Genomic DNA, 23,561 nt, shown 5'->3' with positions numbered 1-23,561 from the left:
AAGAACTGATGAAGGAACTCACTCTCAGACAGCTCCAGTACTTCGTCGCGGTGGCGGAGAAAGGGTCGATCAGCGACGCGGCCCGTGCTCTGCACGTCTCACCCGGGGCCGTTTCGCAAGCGCTGACCGACCTCGAGTCCAGCCTCGCCGTTCAGCTGACCCTGCGCAGACGAGCCACCGGCGTGACGCTCACCCGCGCCGGACGGCTCGCCGCGGACCAGGCACGCGCGGTGCTCGCCGAGACCGACCGGCTGCGCGACACCGCGCACGTCATGCGCGGCGAGCTGGTCGGCACGCTGCGGATCGGCTGCTTCCCGACGCTGTCGCCGTGGCTGCTGCCCAGCATCATCGAGCACTTCCTCCGCGAACATCCCGCGCTGCGCCTGGAGATCGCCGAAGGCCCGTCCGACGAACTCCAGCGGCAACTGGCCGACGGCGACATCGACGCGTGCTTGATGTATTCCGCGCATCTGCGCCGCGGACTCGACCACGAACGCATCGCCCCGGTGCGGCTGCGCCTGGTGCTGCCCGCGAACCACCGCCTCGCCGGCCGCGACGAGATCGCCCTCGCCGAACTCAGCGCCGAGCCCGCCGTGCTGACGTCCCTGCAGCCCGCGCGCGATCTGGTCGAGAACCTGATGCGGCACGTCGGCGTCGAACCGCGGGTCGGCTGGAGCATGTCCAACGTCGACACCATCCGCGCGATGGTCGCGCGCGGGCTCGGCTATTCGCTGCTCATGGGGAGACCGCACGGCGACCTCAGCTACGACGGGCTGCCGCTGATCTACCGGCGCATCGCCGACGACTTGCCCGAGAACGCGGTCGTGCTCGCCCGGGTCCGCGGCAGCAAACCCACGGCCGCGCTCGCCGAGCTCACGGAATTCTGCCTCCGGGAGTTCGGGACCGAAGGCCGTCCAGTCCAATGAGGACAGTCGACGGCCGTGCTCAGACCTCGATGACGGTCAGCAGCCGGTCGAGCCCGGCGAAGTCCTTGAGATTCCTGGTGAGCAACGGGATCTGGTGCGCCGCCGCCGTCGCCGCGATCTGCAGGTCCATCCGGCGGGGACGCGGATCCCGCCCGAACCGCCGGACCAGTCCCGCACCCGTTCCGTACATCTTGGCTTCGTCGACGCCGAACGGCAGCACCGCGAACTGGTCGAGAACACGGCGGTAGCGCTCGATCCGTTCCGCGAGCCGGACCGGATCGTCGGTGACGAGGCCGTAGGCCAGCTCCGCGACGGTCACCGAACTGACCGCGGGCACCGAGGACGCGTACCGGCCCAGATCGAGCCGCTCGAGATCGATGACCACCGAAGTGTCGAGCAGCACCCGGGACGGAGCGGTCACTGGTCTTCGCCGGGATCGCCGATGCGGTCCGGCCCGAAGACAGCGTCGTCGGCTTCCCGCTCGCGACGCCATTCGGCGCTGTCCATCGGCGGCAGCCCGCGGAAAGCTTCCTGGATCTCGCCGAGCGTCCGGTCTCGCCGCGGCTCCTCCGGGGCGCGGTGCGGCACCAGGTCGGCTACCGGCTTCCCGTTGCGGGTCACCACAAACGACTCGCCCGCTGCTACGCGACGCATGATCTCCGCGTTGTCGTTGCGCAGCTCTCGCTGGCCGATTGCGTACCCCATAGGCAGGAGTGTAGCAACCTTTTCTCTCATGTGCTACATAAGTGCTACACCGACGGCAGCCGCACCGTCACCGCCAGCCCGCCGCCGACCACTGGCTCCGCGGACACCGTCCCTCCGTGGGCCTGCACCGCCGCCCGCACGATCGAAAGTCCCAGTCCCGCACCGGAACGCGCCGTCCGGGCCACCCCGGCGCGGCGGAACGGCTGGAACAGTTCCGGCACCGCCGCCGGGTCCAGCAGCCCGCCCGACGAACGCACCCGCAGCGTCGACCATTGCGCGCCCGGCTCCGTCGTCACCTCGATCCAGCCGCCGTCGACGTTGTGCCGCACTGCGTTCTCGACCAGGTTCCCGGCGATCCGTTCCAGCAAAGCCGAATCCCCGATCGCGGGCGAGGGCTGCATCGCGAAATCCGCGCGCAGGCCGCGTTGTTCGGCCTCGCCGCGGACCGCGGACCAAGCCCGTTCCACGAGCACGGTCAGGTCGACCAGCTCCCGCGTCACCAGACCGGCTCCGTCGGTCCTGGCCAGCAACAGCAACGAGTTCACCAGCTGGCCCGCCCGGTTCGTCGCGTCCAGCACGACCCCGGCCATCCGGCGGAATTCGGCCTCGTCGGCGTGTTCGTCGGACAGCGTGACGTCCAATTCCGTGCGGATCACCGACAGCGGCGTGCGCAATTCATGGCTCGCGTTGGCGACGAAATGCCGCTGCGAATCGAACGCGTCCTGAAGCCGGTCGAGCATGTCGTCGAACGTCCGCGCCAGCTCGGCCAGTTCGTCGCGCGAGCGGATCTCGCCGATGCGCTCCCCCATCGACTCGATCGACAGCCGACGCGCGGTCCCGGTGATCTCGCGCAGCGGCCGCAGCACGCGGGACGTGAAGGTCCAGGCGAGGATCGCCGCCGCGGCCACCACGAAACAGAACGCCAACGAGCCGAAGATCAGCACCCGGGTGACCGCGTGCTGACGCAGGTGCTGCGCGAGCGTGGACGCGTCCACGTCGGTGCCGTCGACCCGCACGATGGTGCCCGGCGGCATGTGCGGCACGGCGTCGACGGCGTCGCCGACGAGCGTCCACGCCAGCCACAGCAGCAGCAACCCCGCCGCGGCGACCAGGACGGTCGCCAGGACGGTGACGCGCACCCGCAGGCTGCGGGCGCCGGGAAGCTTCACTCGGAACCGGCGACCGACACCCGGTAGCCCGAGCCGACCACGGTCTCGATGATGCCCGGTTCGCCGAGCTTCTTGCGCAAGGTCATCACGGTGACCCGGACGGTCGTGGTGAACGGGTCGGCGTTCTCGTCCCACACCCGTTCGAGCAGTTCCTCGCTGCTGACCACGGATCCGCCGGCGGACAGCAGCACCTCGAGCACGCCGAACTCCTTGCGGGTCAGCTCGACCGGCCCGCTCGCGCGCCGGACGGTGCGCTTCGCCGGGTCCAGCTCGACGTCGCCCGCGGTGAGCAGCGGCGGCGCGGCGGGCGTCGCGCGGCGGCCCAGCGCCCGCACGCGCGCGACCAGCTCCGGGAACGCGAACGGCTTGGCGAGATAGTCGTCCGCGCCCAGGGACAGCCCGTCCACCCGGTCGGACACCGAACTGCTCGCGGTCAGCATCAGCACGCGCGTCAGTTCGCCGGACGTCACGATCTCGCGGCACAGGTCGTCGCCGGACATCCCGGGCAGGTCGCGGTCGAGCAGCACCACGTCGTACCGCGTGACGGACGACTTCTCGTGCCCGTCGTCGCCCGTGAGCGCGATGTCGACGGCCATGCCCTCCCGCCGCAGCCCGCGGGCGATCGCGTCGGCCAACGGCTCTTCGTCTTCGACTACCAGAACTCGCACCAGACCACAATCCCATAGTTTCCTGAGAGCACCTGAGAGAGTCATGCAACGCGTGGATGAGCGTTTGCTTCCGCCGCTGAAGCAGCCGGCGCGGGTGCGACTCGTGGCACCATGGTGTTGCGTCGCTGAACCACATCGGCAAATCTCAGTCCCCAGCGGGCCTGGAAGTCGTTGTCGAGTGCGGTCAGGATGTGTCCACGAGGCCGGTCGAGCCAGTGCCGTTCGAGCTGGGAACGTCCCAGGATTGTGCGGGCGCCGCCGATGTCGGCGTGGACGATTTTTCCGCAGAACCGGCACCGAAAGATGTCCTGGGTTCGGCGGTTGCCAGGGTGCGTGTATCCGCAGCCGTCGCATTCGCGGCTGGTGTGGGCAGGATTGACTTCGACAGTGGACAGTCCCGTGTCTTCACGCAAGGAATCGAGCTTGGCTCGCACAGCCCCGCGTCCCGCGACGGTTATCAGACGGCGCATGCGGCGGGAGAGCTGGCCTTGCCGCACCATGCCTCGCAGGTCCAGCCGTTCGACCGCCAGCGTCGAGATCGCGGGGTCGGCCGCGATGCGGTTGAGGCAGCGGTTGGTTTCGTTGGTGACGAACTCGCGGATGTCGTTGACCAGCGCCCGATAACGCCGGGAGTTGCCGAGCTTGATTCCGTTGCGCTGCAACGCCGCCGCCAAAGGCCGCAATCGGTCGTCGTACGCACGGAGCCGGGCGAGAAAGCCACGTCCGCGCAGATGGCCGTCGCTGGTGGCCAGCAGTGTCGAGAGACCCCAGTCCACGCCGACAGTGCGTCCGCCTTCACGTGGTCTGGCGACGGGGGTATGGACAGCCAGCCGGTAGGTCACGGTGCCGTCCTCCGCAACTCGAACCTGGCAGTGGCTGGCCAGCCGCGCATCCGGTGTGGCGAGGCGTTCGAGGAAGGCACGGTGAGCGTGCAGCGGAATCCGCACCGGCTTGCCCGCCCGCAGCGTGGAAATCCGCACCCAATAGTCGGCGTGCTCCCTTTCGGAGGTCTCCACGGCGGCTATTTTACCGTCCATCACCATCGTGCGGACCCGCCGCAAATCCGGATGCCGGACACGAGTCCTGGCCTGTTTGAAGATACGGCGGGCCAGCCTCAGCACCTCTGCCGGGATACTGCTTTTGCCGGAGATCGCCACCTGCTCGCCGGTCGCGGGAGCATGCCATGCGTGTGCTTTGTTGAGGTAGAACAGGTCGCGCTTGCACGCGGCTGAAAGAGCGGAGCGAGCGACTATTCGACGGAACTCGTTCTCGCAACTGCCCAGCCACGAACGGTGCGCCGCGATCGCCTGCGCGACGACCGAATCCCACTGGCGCTGCGACAACCCGCCGCCCCATGTTTTGGCGTCGATCCACCGCGGCAGCTTTCCTGTGGTGAAGAAGACAGCGACCGCTTCGGATTGCGCTCGGCCCAGACCGGCTTGCCACCGCGGCAACAGAGCTGCCACTTGAGCGTGCTTGCCCTCGTTGGCACTGGAATGCAGCCGAAACGAACGGACAACAGTCACGATGTCTCAATCCTGCCTTCCATGATCTCGCTGACGCATAGCGGGTTCTGCGCCGATCGGCGCAGTTCCTGCTAAAAAAGCTCGTTTTCCGGTCTTGAACAGATTTCACGCGGTCCGGCATGCGACCGAGTTCCGGCGGACCAGCACACAATACCGGAGGGGGACGCTCGCGTTCAGCCCCACCGCAACGCGAACCACAGCCGCATCCGCGTTTCCGGGTCGGCCAGCTCGACGCCCAGCGCCCGTTCCACCTGACCGATCCGATGCCGCACGCTGTTGCGGTGCACGCCGAGTTCGGCGGCGGTCCGGTCCCAGCTTCCGTGGTTCGCCAGCCACGTCCGCAGCGTCGGCACCAGCTCGCGGCCGTGCGCGCGGTCCAGTTCTCGCAGCGGGGCCAGCAGTCGTTCGGCGAACGCGCCCGCCGCGGCGGGCGGGATCAGTTCGTCGAAGCCGAGCGGGTCGGCGCTGGCGGCCAGCGGACGGGCCAGCGCGCGGGCGCGGGCAAGCAGCAGTTCGGTTTCCGCGACGGCGGCGGGCAGGTCCGCGGCGGGGTGCGGCGGGCTGGCGACTGCGAGCCAGCCGTGTTCCAGAAGACCGTCCAGGTCGCTGGGTTCGCCTGCGATGGCGTAGAACCGGGGGCCGGGCAGGACCTGGACCAGCGGGGTGTCGAGGCGGGCGCGCAGCCAGTCCGGCCGCCGGGCGAGCGCGTCCGGACCCTTTCGGTGGGCGATTCCGGCGACGAGCCGGGCTTGATCGCTGCCGACGACTCCAGCAAGCGCATCCGCGCCGGGACCGCCGAGCAGCAACGCTGTCGCCGCGGCACCGAGTTCCGCGCTGTCTGACCCGGCGCGGCCGACGAGCCCCAGCAGCGCCGCACCGACCGCCAGGATCGCCCGGTCTCCGCTGTCGAACCGTTGCGCCCGGCCGACCACGACCAGGTGCGCGGCGGTCGCCTGCGGATAGACCGGCTGCGCGACAACATGGGTGCCGTCCGGCAATTCAGTGGAGGCGATGCGGATTCCGGAGCGAGCGCGCAAGGTCGCGAGCAATTCCTTCACCGGCGACGGCAACGGCTGCGGCGCGTCGTAGCCCGCCGCCAGTACGTCCCCGGAGCCGACCATCGCGACCCACCCGCGCAAGCGTCCGGCGAGCGCGGCGACCAACTCCCCCAGGCCGCCGCCAGCGGCTCGCGTCAGCGCTTCGCGGCCTTCCGCCAGTCGCCGTTCTTCATGCCGCCCCGCTTCGGCGAGCGCTACTGCGACGGCGCGGTTGATCGCCAGGAACGGCGTCGCGGGCGGCACGACCAGCAGCGGCAGGCCGTGCTCCGCGCAGGCGTCGCGCAGTGAGGACGGCAGAGTTTCCGAGACCGTCGGGGTGAGGCCGAAGCCGAGCGCGGTGACGCTCGCGTCGCGCAGCCCTCGGACGTACCGGTCGGCGTCCTTCGGCAGGTTCACCCCCGCGGTCAGCACGAGTTCGGCGCCCACCAGGTACGGCGCGGGGTCGGCCAGTTCGCTCACGTGCGCCCACCGCACCGGCCGGTCCAGCGCGCCCGGGCGGAGCGTTTCGGGCACGACGTCGAGCGCCAGCTCCGGGTTGCCCGCGACGGTGCGTAGTGGAACTGTCACCTCCGCGGGCAACAGCACGTCCTGGTGGGTCATTTCAACCAATCTCCGGCGAAGTCCTGGATACATCGTCCCATGCCGCCGCGGGGTCGCCCGACCCTACGGTGTCCCGCAAGAACCCCACCCCGTTTCGAGGAGGACCCGTGGGCGGCGACTATGCGGTGATCGCGCTGTACATCGCGGGCATGATCGGGGTCGGCTGGATCGGCCTCCGGCTGGCCAAGACCAAATCCGACTACCTGGTCGCCGGGCGGCGGCTCGGCTGGTTCATGTACTCCGGCACGATGTCGGCCGTCGTGCTCGGCGGCGCGTCGACCGTCGGCGGCGTGAAGCTCGGATATACCTACGGCATCTCCGGCGCGTGGCTGGTGATCACGATCGGCGTCGGAATTCTCGTGCTGCACGCGGTTTTCGCGCGGCGGCTGGTGAAACTGCGCGTCTACACCGTCGGCGAGATGCTCGACCTGCGCTACGGCGGCCGCGCGAGCGCGGTGTCCGGCGCGGTGATGTGGGGCTACACGCTGATGCTCACGGTCACCTCGACGCTGGCGTTCGCGTCGATCTTCAAGGTGCTGTTCTCGATCCCGAGCTGGGCCGGGATCGCGATCGGCGGGTCGATCGTGGTGCTGTACTCGGTGCTGGGCGGCATGTGGTCGATCACGCTGACCGACATCGCGCAGTTCGTGATCAAGACGATCGGCATCCTGTTCGTGCTGCTGCCGGTCGCGCTCGTCTCGGCGGGCGGTTTCAGCGGGATGGCCGAGAAGCTGGACGCGTCGTACTTCGAGTTCACCTCGATCGGCGGCGAGACGATCCTGACCTACTTCCTGATCTACACGTTCGGGTTGCTGATCGGGCAGGACATCTGGCAGCGCGTGTTCACCGCGCGCACGCCGCGCGTCGCGACCGGCGGCGGCGTCATCTCCGGCGTGTACTGCCTCGTCTACGGCATCGCGGGCGCGCTGATCGGTACGGCGGCGAAGGTGCTGTACCCAGACCTCGGCAGCGCGCAGGACGCCTTCGCCACCATCGCCGAACGGCTCCTGCCCACCGGCGTACGCGGTCTCGTACTCGCTGCGGCGCTCTCGGCGCTGATGTCGACTTCGAGCGGCGCGCTCATCGCGTGCGCCACCACGACGACTTCGGACCTGTTCCGCAAGATCGGCCTTAAGAGTGGCGAGGTCTTGCGTAACCGAGTGACGACACTTGTGCTGGGCATCGTGGCCATCGGTATCGCAATGCTCGTGGACGACGTCGTCAACGCGCTCACCATCGCGTACGACATCCTCGTCGGCGGCCTTCTCGTCACGATCGTCGGCGCGCTGTTCTGGAAGCGCGGCACTCGCGAAGGCGCGTACACGTCGATGGTGGCCGGCACGGTGTCCGTCATCGCCTTCATGATCATCGACGGTGTCGCGGCCAACAGTCCGATTTATTGGGGCCTCGGCGTCAGCCTGGTCGTGTACGTCGGCGTCAGCCTCGCGACACCGCGTACGCCGGACAGCATTCTTTCCGTGTGGACAAGCCGTCTCCACGGTTCCGAAGCCGCTGAAGATCTCAGCGCATCCGAAACCCGACAGGAGTTGACCCAGTGAGTGAACAGCGTCCGGTCGGCCCGCTCGACTCGTCGCAGATCCCGCGCTTCGCCGGCTTCGCGACCTTCGCGCGGCTGCCGCGGATCGACGAAGTACCGAGCGCCGACGTAGCCGTGGTCGGCGTGCCGTTCGACTCCGGCGTGTCCTACCGCCCCGGCGCGCGGTTCGGTCCTTCGGCGCTTCGCGAGGCGAGCCGGCTGCTGCGGCCCTACCACCCGGGTCTGGACGTTTCGCCGTTCGCGGAGAAGCAGGTCGTCGACGCCGGCGACATCGCGGTCAACCCGTTCCACATCGGCGAAGCGATCGAGAAGCTGCAGCAGGAAGCCGAAGCGCTTACGGCGGGCGAGACGAAGCTGGTGACGGTCGGCGGCGACCACACCATCGCACTCCCACTGCTGCGCGCGGCGGCGAAGAAGCACGGTCCCGTTGCGCTGCTTCACTTCGACGCCCACCTCGACACCTGGGACACCTACTTCGGCGAGCCGTACACGCACGGCACGCCGTTCCGTCGTGCGGTCGAAGAAGGCATCCTCGACACCAGCGCCGTGTCGCACGTGGGCACGCGCGGCCCGCTGTACGGCAAGCGCGACCTTGAGGAAGACCGTCGCCTCGGCTTCGGCATCGTCACTTCCGGCGACGTACTGCGCCGCGGCATCGACGAGACCGTGGACGCGCTTCGCCAGCGCATCGGCGACCGTCCGCTGTACGTGTCCGTGGACATCGACGTGCTCGACCCCGCGCACGCCCCCGGCACCGGCACCCCCGAGGCGGGCGGCATGACCAGCCGCGAACTGCTGGAGATCCTGCGCGGCCTACGCGGGCTCAACCTGGTCGGCGCGGACGTCGTGGAGCTGGCCCCGGCCTACGACCACGCCGAGATTACCGCGGTAGCCGCTTCGCACGTCGCTTACGACCTGGTCAGCCTGCTGGCGCTGGGACGCGGCGCATGACCCGGATCGGCGGCGACGTTGTCGTAGAGACGCTGCGGGCGCTCGGTGCGGACACTGTGTTCGGCCTGCCCGGACAGCACGCGCTCGGCTTGTTCGAAGCGCTGCGCCGCGCTGAAGACGTGCGCGTGGTCAGTTCGCGGGTGGAGAACAATCTCGCCTTCGCCGCGGACGGCCACGCGCGCGCCCGGCTCGCCGCCGATCCGCACGGTCCGGTGCCGGTCACGCCGATGATCGTGTCGACCGGCCCCGGCGCGCTGCTCACGCTGGCGTCGCTGCAGGAATCGCGCGCGGCCTCGGTGCCGGTGCTCGGCATCTCCAGCCAGGTCCCGGTCGCCGGACTCGGCGGCGGGCGGCACGGCTACCTGCACGAACTCACCGACCAGCAGGCCAGCTTCCGGGACGTCGCGAAGTCGGTGCACGTGGTCCGGTCGATCAGCCAGATCCCGACCGCGCTGCGCGAGGCGTGGGAATCCGCCGCGACCGCGCCGTACGGGCCGGTGTGGGTGGAAATCCCGCAGGACGTGCTGCTCGCTGAGACGATCCTGCCGCAGCTGACGTCAGTGACCACGGCTCCGGCTCCGCTCGAACCGTTGCCGGAGCTGGTGGCCGAAGCCGCGAAACTCCTTGACGCAGCGAAGAATCCGGTGATCCTCGCCGGTGGCGGCGCACTGCGGTCCGGAGCGCAGGAGGAACTGCGCCAGCTCGTCGAAACGCTGCGCGCACCGGTGGTGTCGACGTTCGGCGGCAAGGGCGTTTTCGCCTGGGACCACGAACTGTCCGCCCAATCGTGGATGGAAGACTGGCACACCACGGAATTCCTCTCCGCCGCCGACGTCCTGCTGGTGCTCGGCTCCGGGCTCGGCGAGCTGTCCAGCAACTACCGCGAGTTCGCGCCGCGCGGCCAGGTCGTGCAGGTCGAAGCGGATCTCGGGAAGCTGGAGTCGAACTACCCCGCGCTCGGGCTGCACGCCGATGTCCGGCACACCCTTCGCGCACTGCTCGGCCAGCTCACGCCGCGCACTCCGGACGGCCGCGCCGAAGCCGCGGTGAAGGATCTGCTCGCGCGCGTCGAGTCCAGGTTGGACAGTCAGCCGCTCACGCTCGAACGGAAGCTGATCGACGACATCCGTGCCGCGCTTCCCGAAGGCACGCAAACCTTCTGGGACATGACCATCGCGGCCTACTGGGCGTGGTCGGTCTGGAATCCGGACGGCGCGCCGATTCACACCGCGCAAGGTGCGGGCGGCCTCGGCTACGGCCTTCCCGGCGCGCTCGGCGCTGCCGCAGCAGGCGTCCGGTCGCTGGCCGTGTCCGGCGACGGCGGCGCGATGTACGGACTGGCCGAACTGGCCACCGCCGTGCAGCACCAGCTCGACGTGACCTGGCTGGTCGTCGACGACGGCGGCTACGGCATCCTCCGCGAGTACCTCACCGGCGCGTTCGGCCAGACGACCGCGACAGAACTGCCGCGACCGGATTTCGTCGCGCTCGCCGAATCGTTCGGCATCCCCGCCCGAAAGACCACTGTGGACAGTGTCCGCACGGATCTCGCCGAAGCGCTGCGCACGCCGGGGCCGTCGGTCGTCGTGCTTCCCGCGCTGCTGAAGATGTTCGCCCCAACCCATTTGGAGCATTCATGACCCACGTCCGCAACTTCGTCGGCGGCGCCTTGGTCGACACGCCCGACACCGAGGCGACGCTCGAACTGACCAATCCGGCCACCGGCAAGGTCTTCGGCACGAGCGTCATTTCCCGGCGGAACGAAATCGACCTCGCGATGGAGTCGGCGGCGCGCGCGTTCCGGTCGTGGCGGCGCAGCACGCCCGCGCAGCGTCAGGAAGCCCTGCTCAAGATCGCCGACGCGCTGGAAGCCCGCGCGGAAGAGTTCGCCGACGCCGAGGTCCGCGAGACCGGCAAGGTCCGTTCGGTCATGCTGGACGAGGAAATCCCGGAATGCGTGAGCACGCTGCGGTTCTTCGCCGGCGCCGCGCGGCAGCTCGAAGGCACCGGCGCGGGCGAGTACCTGCCCGGGCACACGTCGGTGATCCGCCGCGAGCCGATCGGCGTGTGCGCGCAGATCGCGCCGTGGAACTACCCGCTGATGATGGCCGTCTGGAAGATCGGCCCGGCGCTCGCCGCGGGCAACACCGTGGTGCTCAAGCCGGCGGAAACCACGCCGTCCACCGCGGTGCTGCTGGCCGAGGCAGCGGCGGAATTCCTGCCGCCAGGCGTGTTCAACGTCGTGTGCGGCGACCGGGAAACCGGCCGCGCGCTGGTCCGGCACCCGCACACCGACCTGGTGTCCATCACCGGCTCGACGCGCGCCGGCATCGACGTGGCCACCGTCGCCGCGGCCGATCTCAAGCGCACCCACCTGGAACTGGGCGGCAACGCTCCCCTGCTGGTCTTCCCGGACACCGACCTCGCCGACACCGCCGAGCGGATCGCCGACGCCGCGTTCTACAACGCCGGGCAGGACTGCACCGCGGGCAGCCGCGTGCTGGTGCACGAGAGCGTCCACGACGAATTCGTTGCCGCGCTGGCGAAAACGGCCGCCACCCGCCGTCCGGACGTCGACTACGGCCCGCTCAACAGCCGCGCCCAGCTCGACCGCGTGCTCGGCCTGCTGGAGCGGCTGCCGTCGCACGCCCGCGTCGAAACCGGCGGCGCCGCGTCCGGACCGGGCTTCCAGCTCGCGCCGACCGTCGTGTCCGGCCTCCGCCAGGACGACGAACTGGTGCAGGAGGAAGTCTTCGCGCCGGTGATCACCGTCCAGCCGTTCGCCGACGAGACGGAAGCGCTGGAACTAGCCAACGGGGTCCCGTACGGGCTGGCCTCTTCGGTCTGGACGAACGACGTCGCCCGCGTCGCACGGGTGTCGCGCGACCTCGATTTCGGCTGTGTGTGGGTGAACACGCACGGCCCGCTGACCGCCGAGATGCCGCACGGCGGGTTCGGCCACTCCGGGCACGGCAAGGACCTCTCGGCGTACTCGTTCGCCGAGTACACCCGGGTCAAGCACGTGATGACGAGGTTCGAGTGATGAGCGACAAGGTCACCGAGGTCGAACAGCACGGCATCGCGCCGATCCCGCCAGCCGAGCAGACGTCCCGGCCGCGCGACCTGTTCCGGCTCGCGTTCGGCGGGGCCAACACGTTCGCCACGATCATCCTCGGCACGCTGCCGATCGCGTACGGGCTGAGCTTCTGGGCCGCGCTCGCGGCGACTGTCGTGGGCGTGGTGCTCGGCGCGCTCGTGCTGTCTCCGATGGCCTTGTTCGGCCCGGTCACCCGCACCAACAACGCGGTTTCGTCCGGCGCGCACTTCGGCGTGGTCGGCCGGTGCGTCGGCTCGTTCCTGTCGCTGCTCACCGCGATCACCTTCTTCGCGATCTCGGTGTGGGTGAGCGGCGACGCGGTAGCCGGTGCGGCACAACGGCTTTTCGGCATCGACGGTGGTCCTGTGCTGCGCGCTGTCGCCTACGGCGTGATCGCGATCGCCGTTCTCGTCGTGTGCATTTACGGCTACCGCTTCATGCTGCTGGTCAACCGTGTCGCGGTAACGCTGGGCACGCTCATCATGCTGGTCGGGATCTTCGCCTACGGCGGCTCGTTCGACCCGTCGTTCGCCGGCAGCGGCAACTTCGCCCTCGGCGGCTTCTGGCCGACGTGGATCCTCGCCGTGCTGACCGTGATGGCGAACCCGATCTCGTTCGGCGCGTTCCTCGGAGACTGGTCGCGCTACATCCCGGCCACCCACTCGCGCCGCTCGCTGCTGGCCGCGCCGTTCCTCGCCCAGCTGGCGACGCTGCTGCCGTTCGGCTTCGGCATCGCGACCGCGACCCTGGTCGCCGATCCGGCCGACTACGTCACCGGCCTGACCGCGATTTCCCCGCTCTGGTACGCGATCCCGCTGATCGTGGTCGCGCTGATCGGCGGGCTGTCCACCGGCACCACCGCGCTGTACGGCACCGGACTGGACTTCAGCTCGATCTTCCCGCGCCTGTCCCGCGTACGGGCGACGCTGCTGATCGGGACGCTCAGTGTGCTGTTCATCTTCGTCGGCAATTTCGTGCTCGACATGGTGTCCAGCATCAACGCGTTCGCGACGCTGATCGTGCTGTGCACGTCGCCGTGGATGGTGATCATGATGATCGGCTACGTACAACGCCGCGGCTACTACGACCCGGCCGACCTGCAAGTCTTCAACGAGGGCCGCACCGGCGGACGATACTGGTTCCACCGGGGCGTCAACTGGCGCGCGATGGCGGCCTGGATCCCGGCCACCGGACTGGGCCTGCTGTGCGCGAACACGCCGATGATCACCGGACCGCTGGCAGGCATCGCGGGCGGGGTGGACATCAGCCTGGTGGTGACGCTGTGCACGGCCGCGGTGGCGTATCCAGTGCTGGTGAAGGTGTTTCCGGAGCCTCGGGAGGTTTTCGGGCCTTCGCCGGCTGTCGCTGCGGAAGCGGTGGTTGCCGAAGCGTGAGCGGCGGGCGGCTCCACTGTGCGGACAGGATCGCGTCCGCCAGCGCAGCCGCCGAACCCCGCGCCGTCCCTCGGTGGCTCAGCACGAACGTCACCGATCCCGGATCGGGCAGGCCCGCGATCGGGTCCAGCCCGTCCGGGACCACGGATTCCGCGAACAGGCCCACGCCGAGTCCGGCTTCGAGCGCGACCCGCAGGCCGTTCAGCCGTTCGCTGACGCAGCCGATCCGCCACTGGACACCGTTGCGGCGCAACGCGGTCAGCGCGCGGGCCCGGGTGACGCTCGGCTCCGGGTAGAGGACCAGCGGCACCGGCTCGCCCGGGATCAACTCCAGCCCGGGCGCGCCCACCCACACGAGCGGGTCGCGTCGCACGCCCTGTCCGGAATCGCGTTTGGCGAGCACCAGATCGAGGTCTCCGTCGGCGAGCCGGGAATGCAGCACCTCGCTCAGCTCGACCGACAGTTCGAGGTCGATCCCCGGATGCGCGCCGCGGAACCGGCCGAGGACGTCCGCGGCGTGGCCGAGCAGGAAGTCCTCGCACACCCCGAACCGGACCCGCCCGCGCGGGCCCGGCCGGGAGAAATAGCGGAGTGCGCGGTCCTGCTGGTCGAGGATGCCGCGGGCGAAGCCGGTCATCGTCTCGCCGTCGCCGGTGAGGCGCACGCTGTGCGTGTCGCGCTCGAACAGCACGCAACTGAGCGCCGTTTCGAGGCGGCGGACGTGCTGGCTCACCGTCGACTGCCCGAGATCCAGCCTGCGGGCGGCTTCGGAGAACCCGCCCGCCTCGGCAACCGCGAGAAAAGTGCGCAGCAGCACCGGATCGATCACTACTCCGGAGTACCACTCTCGGTGTGCGACCGTGCACCAGGTGTGTCCACTGCCACTACCGGCGGCGGGTGATCACCACCGGCTTGAGATCCTTCGGCACCGCGGCGAACGCGGACACCGGAACCCCGAACGAGGCGGCGAGGATCTCCCGCGGCAGCGAGTTCAGCGTCCCGACGATGCCGATGTCGTCGTGCGGCTCCCCGGTGCTGGTGTTGAACATGACGAGCACATCCAGCCCCTCGGTGTTGCTGGAATTCGCGAAGTAATGAAAGAATCCCTGCGGCGCGAAGACGAGTTCCCCGGCTTCCGCACTGAAAACCGCATTGTGGTAACTGCCATCCTCGTGCGTCCCGAGAATGCTCCAGTCCGCCCTGCCGGAAATGATGTAGTTCAACTCCCACGCGGACGGATGCCAATGCGGCTCGCGCACGCCGCCGGGGTCGAGATGCACCAGATACACCGAACCCTGCTGACCTGCCAATACCGGGAAGTTCTTCTCGTGAGCCCCGCGCAACGTCCCGCCGTCGTGGACGGCAGGCGCGGATTTGGCGAGCGGGAAAACGTACGTCGGTTCCGCTGGTTTCTCCGTGCTCGCCCGCGCGGTCCCACTCGCCCCGAGCGCGGTCGCCGCGGCGATTCCGGCACCTGCCCCGAGCGCGCCACGCCTGCTGATTTCCGACATTCTCTCCACCTTTCCCATAACCTGCTCCCCTGATTCTTCCGGGAACGCGGAAAACGGAAAGGGCCCGGCGCGGATCACAGCTATCGCGCGCAGCGATGACCAAACACGGTACCCGCGCGGGACAGTTGTGGGAGGATCCCGGAAACCCCGGTCCTGGAGGCGATTCGTGACGTTCGCAGTCGGCATCTTCGACTTGTTCAGCTTCGCCGTGCCCGGAGCGGTCCAGTTGTCGCTGCTGGTCTACGTACTCGACCGGCTGGGCGTGCTGCACGTCGCCGCACTGACGTCCGCACCGGGCGCACTGCTGGTCGCCGGCGCCGTCGTAGCCAGTTACTTGCTCGGACACCTCTTCCACCCCCTGGCCGCACAACTGGAGCGACTCCGCCCCCGCCGGGACGCGGAGGCCGCGCGGCAGGAGTTCGTCGCCCAGGTTCCGCAGGCACGCGACCGCGCTTACGTCCAGTCCAACCCGGCGCTGCTCGTCGCCGCGGCTGAACTGCACGACAAGGACGCGGCGGGAGAAATCGTCCGGATGCGCGCGCAGTCGGTGATGCTGCGCAACATCGCGTTCGCGTTCGCGCTGGCCGCGGTGGTCGCACTCGTCCAGACCGCGACGGGGCCGCACCGGGTGATCGCCGCCGGAGCCGCCGCGCTTTCGCTGCTCGGGGCGGCCGGGGCGCTGGGCAGCAGCCGGAAGGTCTGGCACATGTCGCGGATCAAGACGCTCGAGATTTGCTACTGGATCCCGGACATTGACCAGACCTTCGCTGCCGAGGTCCCGGCCGCTGCCGCTGAGTAATGGACACGGCGGGTTTCTGCGCCGGGGACCCGCCGTTCAAGCGCGGGACTTCTTTCGCTCCTGCCCCACTGCGCGCGGGCTCGCGGCTGGTCCTTCGCGTTCCCGCCATTTCAGCAGCCAGCCGACGCGAGGTCCGCGCCGAATCGACACCCAGCGCCGACCCGGAGCCCACTCGGCTCAGACGCGCAACTTCTCCCCGCTGCTCCCTGCAAGTCGGCACCGAGTGCCGACCCCAGCCCCACTCCGCTCAGGCGCGCTTGTCTCCTGCGGTCCCTCCGAGCCAGTGCCGACCCGAAGCCCGCTTTGCTCAAGCGCGCCCTACCTCCGCGCTCCCGCCAAGCCAGCAGCCAGCCGCCCCGGAGCCCACTCCGCTCAGGCGCGCGGCTTCTCGCCCGCCGTCTCCTCCACATCGGCACCCAGCCGACCCGACGCCCACTCCGTGATCCGCCGCGCCACGTCCTGGGCGGTCAGGCCGATCCGGTCCAGCACCTCCGCGCGGGTTCCGTGGTCGTGGAACGCCTGCGGCACCGCGAGGTCGCGCAGCGGGACGTCACACTCGGCGTCGCGCAGCACCGCCGCCAAGGCCGAGCCGAAGCCGCCGTGGCGGCCGCTGTCCTCGACTGTCACCACGAGTTTGTGCTGCTCAGCCAGCGCGACCAGCTCCGCGGGCACCGGGACCACCCAGCGCGGGTCCGCGACCGTCACGCCGATGCCCTGGTCCGCCAACCGGTCCGCGGCCGACAGGGCCAGCTGCGCGAACGGACCCACCGCGACCAGCAGCACGTCCGTCGAACCCGAGGGGCGGCGCAGCAGGTCGACCGTGCCGATGCGTTCCACCGCGGGCACGTCCGGGCCGACGCTGCCCTTCGAGAACCGCAGCGCGGTCGGGCCGTCCTGGACCGCGACCGCTTCGCGCAGTTCCTCGCGCAGCGTTCCCGGGTCGCGCGGCGCGGCCACCCGCATGCCCGGCACCATGCCCAGCAGCGACAGGTCCCACATGCCGTGGTGGCTCGGGCCGTCCGGTCCGGTGATGCCCGCGCGGTCCAGCACGAACGTCACCGGCTGGCGGTGCAGCGCGACGTCCATCAGGACCTGGTCGAACGCCCGGTTCAGGAACGTCGAGTACAGCGCGACGACGGGGTGGCAGCCGCCCATCGCGAGGCCCGCCGCGGACGTCACCGCGTGCTGTTCGGCGATGCCGACGTCGAACCAGCGGTCCGGGAAGCGCTCGGAGAACTTCTCCAGCCCGGTCGAGCGCAGCATCGCGGCGGTGATCGCCACGACGTCCTCGCGCTCCTCGCCGATCTTCGCCAGCTCGTCGCCGAACACGCCGGTCCAGCTCGGGCCCTTCACCGGGGGCAGGCCGGTCTCCGGGTCGATCGGGTCGGTCTGGTGCATCTGGTCGGCCTGGTGGTTCACCGCGGGCGCGTAGCCGTGGCCCTTCTCGGTGACCACGTGCACGATCACCGAACCGCCGAACGCCCGCGCGCTCTGGAACGCCTTCTCCAGCGCGACCAGGTCGTGGCCGTCGACCGGGCCGAGGTACTTCAGGCCGAGGTCGGAGAACATCACCTGCGGGCTCAACGCATCCTTAATGCCCGCCTTAGCCGCGTGCAACGCCGCGTAGATCGGCTTGCCCACCACCGGGGTGCTGCGCAGCAGTTCGCGACCGCCGTCCAGCAGCCGCTCGTAGCCCGGCTGCAGCCGCAGCGAAGCCAGGTGGTCGGCCATCCCGCCGATGGTCGGCGAGTACGACCGGCCGTTGTCGTTGACCACGATCACGACCGGGCGGTCCTTGCGCCCGGCGATGTTGTTGAGCGCCTCCCAGCACATGCCGCCGGTGAGCGCGCCGTCGCCGACCACCGCGATCGCGTGCCTGCGCGGGCCGCCGGACAGCTCGAACGCCTTCGCCATGCCGTCCACATAGGACAGCGCGGCGGACGCGTGGCTGTTCTCCACCAGGTCGTGCTCGCTTTCGCCGCGGCACGGGTACCCGGTGGGTCCGCCCTGCTGGCGCAGCTTGTCGAAGTCGCCGTGCCGCCCGGTGACGATTTTGTGCACGTACGCCTGGTGTCCGACGTCCCACACGATCGCGTCGCGCGGCGAGTCGAACACGCGGTGCAGCGCCAGCGTCAGCTCGACGACGCCCAGGTTGGGACCGAGGTGCCCGCCGCTGCGGCGGACCTTGTCCACGAGGAAGTCCCTGATCTCGGCCGCCAGCTCCCCGAGGTCCTCGACGCTCATGCGCTTCAGGTCCGCCGGTCCGTGCACCGAGTCCAGCATGGTCACCGCTCCACCCCGTCCGTCTCTTCCTCCGCCGGTTCCGGCCAGTCTACGGACGGCCGCCACCTCGGTCCGGCCGCCCGCGTCCCGGATCACAGCTCCGGCGGAAACGCAACTCCACGAGCGGGGAAGATCACGAGGCCGGTCAGTCAAGTCGCGGTCACCCCGCGTGGCCGTGATAATCCCGGACGGACCCCCGAGCTCGAGAGGACCCCATGGCGGACTTGTACATCGGCGGCGAATGGGTGGACGCGCGTGCGGGAGGGCGGCGCGAGATCCGGTGCCCCGCGGACGGCAGCCTGGTCGCCGAGGTCGCCGAAGCGACCGCGGAGGACACGGAGGCCGCCATCGCCGCGGCTCGCCGGGCGTTCGACACCGGACCCTGGCCGTCGACCCCGGCGGGCGAGCGCGGCAACCTGCTGCTGCGCGCGGCCGACCTGCTCGACCGCGACGCCGAGGAATTCGCCCGCGCCGAATCGCTCGACACCGGCAAACGCCTGGTGGAGAGCCGCTACGACATGAGCGACATCGCGGCTTGCCTGCGCTATTTCGGCAAGCTCGCGGGCAACGACGCGGGCCGGGTCGTGGACACCGGCAGCGCGGACTCGTTCAGCCGGATCGTGCACGAACCGGTCGGCGTCTGCGGCCTCATCACCCCGTGGAACTACCCGCTGCTGCAGACGGTGTGGAAGATCGCCCCGGCCCTGGCCGCGGGCAACACGTTCGTGCTCAAGCCGAGCGAGCTGACGCCGCACACCTCGATCCTGTTCATGCGGCTGCTCGCCGAGGCGGGGCTGCCCGGCGGGGTCGCGAACCTCGTGCTCGGCGCGGGTCCGTCGGCCGGTGCGCCGCTGTCGGAGCACCCGGACGTCGACCTCGTGTCGTTCACCGGCGGCCTGGCCACCGGACGGGTGATCGCGGCGAACGCGGCGGCGACGGTGAAGAAGGTCGCGCTCGAACTCGGCGGCAAGAACCCGAACGTCGTGTTCGCCGACGCGGACTTCGAGACCGCTGTCGACTACGCGCTGACCGCGGTGTTCTTGCACTCCGGGCAAGTCTGCTCGGCCGGTGCGCGGCTGATCATCCAGCAGGAATGGCATGACAAATTCGTCGACGAGCTGGTGCGCCGCGCGGAGCGGATCCGCCTCGGCGGCCCGTTCGACGAGAACGCCGAGACCGGGCCGCTCATCTCCGCCGCGCACCGCGAGAAGGTGGAGCGCTACGTCGCCACCGCCATCGAGGAGGGCGCTGTCCTGCGCACCGGCGGCAAGCGTCCGGACGACCCGGCGCTGCAGGACGGCTTCTACTACCTGCCGACGATCCTCGACAACGTCCAGCAGGGCAGCACCGCGGTGGTCGAGGAGTCCTTCGGCCCGGTGCTGACCGTGGAGACGTTCACCGACGAGGACGACGCGGTCCGCATCGCCAACGACACCCACTACGGCCTGGCCGGCGGCGTGTTCACCCAGGACGCGGCCCGCGCCCAGCGCGTGGCGAACCGGCTCCGCCACGGCACGGTGTGGATCAACGACTACCACCCGTACCTGCCGCAGGCCGAATGGGGCGGCTACAAGCAGTCCGGCTTCGGCCGCGAGCTCGGCCCGACCGGCCTGGCCGAGTACACCGAGGTCAAGCACATCCACCAGAACCTGAAGCCCGGCCCCCAGCACTGGTTCTCCGGCTGATCCCCCCTCCCCCACCGAAAGGACCGTGCCCTTGAGCGACACCGGCGACCGCGAACTCGGCGAATTCGGCTACACCAACCAGCTCAAGAGAACGCTCGGCAGTTTCCACACCTTCGCTGCCGGCATCAGCTACATCTCGGTGCTCACCGGGGTGTTCCAGCTGTCCTACCTCGGCCTGTCCGAGGGCGGACCGGCCTACTGGTGGTCCTGGCCCGCGGTGTTCGTCGGGCAGCTGATGGTGGCTCTCTGCTTCGCCGAACTGGCCGCGCAGTACCCGGTCGCCGGGTCGGTCTACAACTGGGCGAAGAAGCTCAGCAACCCGCACATCGCGTGGATGGCCGGCTGGATGATGCTGCTGGCCTCGATCGTCTCGATCTCCGCGACCGCGCTCGCCTACCAGCGGACGCTGCCGCAGATCACGTCGTTCTTCCAGTTCATCGGCGACGGCACGGGCACCAGCGACGCGGCCAACGGCGTGCTGCTGGCCACTGTGCTGATCGTGTTCACCACGCTGGTGAACGCGTTCGGCGTGAAGCTGATGGCCCGGATCAACAGCGCGGGCGTGTTCGTCGAGCTGCTGTTCGCGGTGCTGCTGGTGGTGTTCCTCGCCTTCCATTTCGTGCGCGGCCCGTCGGTGGTGACCCAGACGAACGGCACCGAGGCCGGGCATTCGTCGGGCTACCTCGGCGCGTTCCTGATCGCCGGCATCGCCTCCTCGTATGTGATGTACGGCTTCGACACCGCCGCCTCGCTCGGCGAGGAATCGCTGAACCCGCACCGCAACGCGCCGAAGGCGATCCTGCGCGCGCTGGTCGCCTCCTTCGTGCTGGGCGGGCTGATCATCCTGTTCGCGCTCATGGCGGTCGGCAACATCAACGCACCGGAACTCGGCACGGTCGGCCTGCAGTACGTGCTCACCGACGCGCTCGGCCCGGCGATCGGACGCGTGTTCCTGTTCGTCGTGTTCATCGCGATCACCGTGTGCGTGCTGGCGGTGCACACCGCGGCGATCCGGATCGCGTTCGCGATGGCACGGGACAACGCACTGCCCGGCGGCCGGAAACTGGCGCGGGTCAACAAGAAGACCGGCACCCCGGTGCTGCCCGCGATCGTGATCGGCGTGCTCGCGGTCGCCCTGCTGGTGCTGAACATCAACTCCACGCAGATCTTCTCGGCCGTGACCAGCCTCGCGATCATCCTGATCTACCTGTCCTACCTCCTCGTGACTGTGCCGATGCTGATCCGCAGGCTGCGCGGGCGGTGGCCGCGCGAGGGCACCCCGGCCGGCCGGTTCTCCCTCGGCCGCTGGGGTCTCCCGGTGAACGTGCTCGCGGTGCTGTGGGGCGGCGCGATGACGGTCAACCTGGCCTGGCCCCGCAACGAGATCTACAACGCTTCCCCGCCCTTCCACTGGTATCTGAAGTGGATTTCGGTGCTGTTCGTCGGCGTCTTCGCGGCCGGCGGCTTCGCCTACTACTGGTTCGTGCAACGGCACAAGGTCGGGGTGCTGGCGGACCACGCCGCCGCCCCGGCGCCCGATGAGGAGGTTTCCCGGTGAGCGCAAGCGAGTTCGACTACGTGGTGGTCGGCGGCGGAACGGCCGGATCGGTGGTGGCCGCCCGGCTGTCCGAGGATCCGGACGTGACCGTCTGCCTCCTCGAGGCCGGGCCGTCCGACACGGACGTGCCGGAGGTGCTGGAGCTGACGCGCTGGATGAGTCTGCTGGAATCCGGGTACGACTGGGACTACCTGGTGGAACCTCAGGAGGCGGGCAACTCCTACCTGCGCCAGGCCCGCGCGAAGGTGCTCGGCGGCTGCTCGTCGCACAACTCGTGCATCGCCTTCTGGGCCCCGGCCGAAGACCTCGACGAATGGTCCTCGATGGGCCTGCCCGGCTGGTCGGCCGCCGACGTTTTCCCGCTGTACCAGCGGCTCGAGACCAACGACGGCCCCGGCGACCACCACGGCCGCTCCGGCCCGGTCACCATCCGGTCGGTCCCGCCGCACGACCCGGCGGGCGCGGCCCTGCTGTCGGCGTGCGCCCAGGCGGGCATCCCGACGACGGAGTTCAACTCCGGCAAGACCGTCACCCACGGCGCGAACTGGTTCCAGATCAACGCCCGCGAGGACGGCACCCGGTCTTCGGCGTCGGTGTCCTATCTGCACCCGATCATGGGCAAGCGGCCGAACCTGGAAATCCGCACCGGCGCCCGCGCGAAACGTCTGCTGTTCAACGGCCGCCGCTGCACCGGCGTCGAGGTGCTGGACGCGGACCTCATCCACCACAGCACGATCACCGCGCGCCGCGAGGTCGTGGTCAGCTCCGGCGCGATCGACACGCCGAAACTGCTGATGCTGTCGGGCATCGGGCCCGCCGACCACCTGCGCGAGGTCGGCGTGGAGGTGCTCGTGGACTCGCCGGGCGTCGGCTCGAACCTCGAGGACCACCCCGAGGGCCTGGTGATGTGGGACGCCCTGCAGCCGATGGTCACCGAATCCACGCAGTGGTGGGAAATCGGCATCTTCACCATGACCGAGGAGGGCCTGGACCGCCCGGACCTGATGTTCCACTACGGTTCGGTGCCCTTCGACATGAACACCGTCCGGCACGGCTACCCGACGACGGAGAACGGCTTCTGCCTCACGCCGAACGTGACGCGCAGCCGCTCGCGGGGCACGGTGCGGCTGCGCACGCGCGACTTCCGCGACAAGCCCCGCGTCGACCCGCGGTACTTCACCGACGAGTACGACATGCGCGTGATGACCTACGGCGTGAAGCTCGCCCGCGAGATCGCCGCGCAGCCCGCGCTCGACGAATGGGCGGGCGTGGAACTCGCGCCGGGCCGCGACTGCACGACCGACGACGAGATCGCCGACTACCTGCGCAAAACGCACAACACCGTGTACCACCCGGCGTGCACGGCCCGGATGGGCGCGGACGGCGACCCCGAGGCGGTGCTGGACGAGCGGCTGCGGGTCCGCGGAGTCGAGGGCCTGCGGGTGGCCGACGCTTCGGTGATGCCGTTCCTCGTGACGGTGAACCCGTGCATCACGACGATGGCGATCGGCGAGAAGTGCGCGGACATGCTGAAGGAAGACCGGGGCTGACCTCGCGGCGGGTGGTGGTGTCCGATTAGGCCCCACCACCCGCTCGCCCCGGTTTGCCGGATTGGTCCGACGGCCAATCACCAGAGCACGTGCCGCTGCCAGCATCGCGCGCAGAATCATGTCCACTCCTCGCCTCGTCTTCCGGCGGCTGCCGGAGCGCACCTTTTCCGATGCACATCAGGTCAGTCGCCAGCGAGAGCGCTGAGGTTCTCGGGTAACCGAATCGTTACCAACAGTCACCTTCGCCCGGCGCCGCACGAACCGCGGATTTCGTTGCACAGCAGCGAAATCGAAGGCAGGAAGCTGCCAAACGCCGAGTCAGCCCCCGTCCGCATCTGGCCTCGTGAGGAGACCAGGCTGGGCGAAAACCACGGCCCAGCAACGTGGACTTCCTTGCATGGCAGGAAATCAGGCGCTCGCGTAGGCCGGGGCGATCGCTGCGGTCGGCGGTGTCGGGCTTGCTCTACCGACCGCGCACTATCCGCCGGGGGCACCGTGGAACCCGACCTCCGGCTGGCCTGCA

At 69.6% G+C, this 23,561-nt stretch carries 18 protein-coding genes and 1 pseudogene; 10 read left to right on the top strand and 9 right to left on the bottom strand.

Annotated elements, in window-relative coordinates:
* The first annotated feature begins 8 nt into the window (after positions 1 to 8).
* Positions 9 to 926: a LysR substrate-binding domain-containing protein gene (locus WA670_RS17720; protein ID WP_051729680.1), complete on the top strand. Its 918-nt coding sequence runs from the start codon at positions 9 to 11 to the stop codon at positions 924 to 926.
* 19 nt (positions 927 to 945) lie between these two features.
* Here the strand turns inward: WA670_RS17720 and WA670_RS17715 are convergent, their stop codons facing one another.
* The 6 genes from WA670_RS17715 to WA670_RS17690 all read right to left on the bottom strand — a co-directional run bounded on the left by WA670_RS17715 (position 946) and on the right by WA670_RS17690 (position 6,652).
* Positions 946 to 1,347 carry a type II toxin-antitoxin system VapC family toxin gene (locus tag WA670_RS17715; protein ID WP_336158299.1) on the bottom strand — a complete coding sequence of 134 codons (402 nt, stop codon included), beginning with the start codon at positions 1,345 to 1,347 and terminating at the stop codon, positions 946 to 948.
* Positions 1,344 to 1,631: a type II toxin-antitoxin system Phd/YefM family antitoxin gene (locus tag WA670_RS17710; protein ID WP_238607504.1), complete on the bottom strand. Its 288-nt coding sequence runs from the start codon at positions 1,629 to 1,631 to the stop codon at positions 1,344 to 1,346. The genes WA670_RS17715 and WA670_RS17710 overlap by 4 nt, the downstream gene beginning before the upstream one ends.
* A 44-nt stretch (positions 1,632 to 1,675) precedes the next feature.
* Positions 1,676 to 2,800, bottom strand: a complete 1,125-nt coding sequence (locus tag WA670_RS17705; protein WP_037819085.1) for a sensor histidine kinase — start codon at positions 2,798 to 2,800, stop codon at positions 1,676 to 1,678.
* Positions 2,797 to 3,468 (bottom strand): response regulator transcription factor, encoded by a 672-nt coding sequence (locus WA670_RS17700; protein WP_009075614.1) that lies wholly within the window; start codon positions 3,466 to 3,468, stop codon positions 2,797 to 2,799. Before WA670_RS17700 ends, WA670_RS17705 begins: the two co-directional genes overlap by 4 nt.
* Before the next feature lie 41 nt (positions 3,469 to 3,509).
* Complete coding sequence (locus tag WA670_RS17695; RefSeq protein ID WP_336158298.1) at positions 3,510 to 4,994, bottom strand: transposase; 1,485 nt, start codon at positions 4,992 to 4,994, stop codon at positions 3,510 to 3,512.
* A gap of 173 nt (positions 4,995 to 5,167) precedes the next feature.
* Complete coding sequence (locus WA670_RS17690; protein ID WP_336158297.1) at positions 5,168 to 6,652, bottom strand: PucR family transcriptional regulator; 1,485 nt, start codon at positions 6,650 to 6,652, stop codon at positions 5,168 to 5,170.
* A gap of 107 nt (positions 6,653 to 6,759) precedes the next feature.
* Here WA670_RS17690 and WA670_RS17685 point away from each other — a divergent pair, with 107 nt between their 5' ends.
* The 5 genes from WA670_RS17685 to WA670_RS17665 are packed head-to-tail and all read left to right on the top strand — an operon-like array spanning position 6,760 to position 13,652.
* Positions 6,760 to 8,211 carry a sodium:solute symporter gene (locus WA670_RS17685; RefSeq protein ID WP_336158296.1) on the top strand — a complete coding sequence of 484 codons (1,452 nt, stop codon included), beginning with the start codon at positions 6,760 to 6,762 and terminating at the stop codon, positions 8,209 to 8,211.
* Complete coding sequence (gene speB, locus WA670_RS17680; protein ID WP_037357511.1) at positions 8,208 to 9,161, top strand: agmatinase; 954 nt, start codon at positions 8,208 to 8,210, stop codon at positions 9,159 to 9,161. Before WA670_RS17685 ends, speB begins: the two co-directional genes overlap by 4 nt.
* Positions 9,158 to 10,801, top strand: coding sequence for a thiamine pyrophosphate-binding protein (locus WA670_RS17675; protein ID WP_037819092.1), 1,644 nt, complete (start codon positions 9,158 to 9,160; stop codon positions 10,799 to 10,801). The genes speB and WA670_RS17675 overlap by 4 nt, the downstream gene beginning before the upstream one ends.
* Positions 10,798 to 12,204, top strand: a complete 1,407-nt coding sequence (locus WA670_RS17670; protein WP_336158295.1) for an aminobutyraldehyde dehydrogenase — start codon at positions 10,798 to 10,800, stop codon at positions 12,202 to 12,204. The genes WA670_RS17675 and WA670_RS17670 overlap by 4 nt, the downstream gene beginning before the upstream one ends.
* Positions 12,204 to 13,652: a purine-cytosine permease family protein gene (locus tag WA670_RS17665; protein ID WP_336158294.1), complete on the top strand. Its 1,449-nt coding sequence runs from the start codon at positions 12,204 to 12,206 to the stop codon at positions 13,650 to 13,652. Before WA670_RS17670 ends, WA670_RS17665 begins: the two co-directional genes overlap by 1 nt.
* A gap of 61 nt (positions 13,653 to 13,713) precedes the next feature.
* On the opposite strand, the pseudogene WA670_RS17660 reads toward WA670_RS17665, so the two are convergent.
* Both WA670_RS17660 and WA670_RS17655 read right to left on the bottom strand, forming a co-directional pair.
* Positions 13,714 to 14,469 (bottom strand): annotated as a pseudogene (locus tag WA670_RS17660) (LysR family transcriptional regulator); the annotation flags it as partial.
* A 67-nt stretch (positions 14,470 to 14,536) separates the two neighbouring features.
* The gene (locus WA670_RS17655; RefSeq protein ID WP_336158293.1) at positions 14,537 to 15,163 is read right to left on the bottom strand and encodes a cupin domain-containing protein; all 627 of its coding nucleotides are present in this window, start codon (positions 15,161 to 15,163) and stop codon (positions 14,537 to 14,539) included.
* A gap of 166 nt (positions 15,164 to 15,329) precedes the next feature.
* Between WA670_RS17655 and WA670_RS17650 the strand changes: the two genes are divergently transcribed.
* The gene (locus WA670_RS17650) at positions 15,330 to 15,962 is read left to right on the top strand and encodes a hypothetical protein (RefSeq protein ID WP_037819103.1); all 633 of its coding nucleotides are present in this window, start codon (positions 15,330 to 15,332) and stop codon (positions 15,960 to 15,962) included.
* Positions 15,963 to 16,334: 372 nt separating this feature from the next.
* Here the strand turns inward: WA670_RS17650 and dxs are convergent, their stop codons facing one another.
* Positions 16,335 to 18,251 carry a 1-deoxy-D-xylulose-5-phosphate synthase gene (gene dxs / locus WA670_RS17645; protein WP_037819106.1) on the bottom strand — a complete coding sequence of 639 codons (1,917 nt, stop codon included), beginning with the start codon at positions 18,249 to 18,251 and terminating at the stop codon, positions 16,335 to 16,337.
* A gap of 209 nt (positions 18,252 to 18,460) precedes the next feature.
* Between dxs and WA670_RS17640 the strand changes: the two genes are divergently transcribed.
* From WA670_RS17640 to WA670_RS17630, 3 genes are read left to right on the top strand one after another with little or no spacing between them, the layout of a single operon-like run.
* Positions 18,461 to 19,930, top strand: coding sequence for an aldehyde dehydrogenase family protein (locus WA670_RS17640; protein ID WP_134666443.1), 1,470 nt, complete (start codon positions 18,461 to 18,463; stop codon positions 19,928 to 19,930).
* Between the two features lie 31 nt (positions 19,931 to 19,961).
* Positions 19,962 to 21,488, top strand: a complete 1,527-nt coding sequence (locus WA670_RS17635; RefSeq protein WP_037819112.1) for an APC family permease — start codon at positions 19,962 to 19,964, stop codon at positions 21,486 to 21,488.
* Complete coding sequence (locus WA670_RS17630; protein WP_336158292.1) at positions 21,485 to 23,038, top strand: GMC family oxidoreductase; 1,554 nt, start codon at positions 21,485 to 21,487, stop codon at positions 23,036 to 23,038. The genes WA670_RS17635 and WA670_RS17630 overlap by 4 nt, the downstream gene beginning before the upstream one ends.
* Positions 23,039 to 23,561: the final 523 nt, after the last annotated feature.

The sequence above is a fragment of the Amycolatopsis sp. VC5-11 genome, assembly GCF_037034185.1.
Lineage (GTDB): Bacteria > Actinomycetota > Actinomycetes > Mycobacteriales > Pseudonocardiaceae > Amycolatopsis > Amycolatopsis nivea.
The sequence above is the reverse complement of the archived record's forward strand: the minus strand, read 5'-3'. Positions and strand labels throughout refer to the sequence as shown.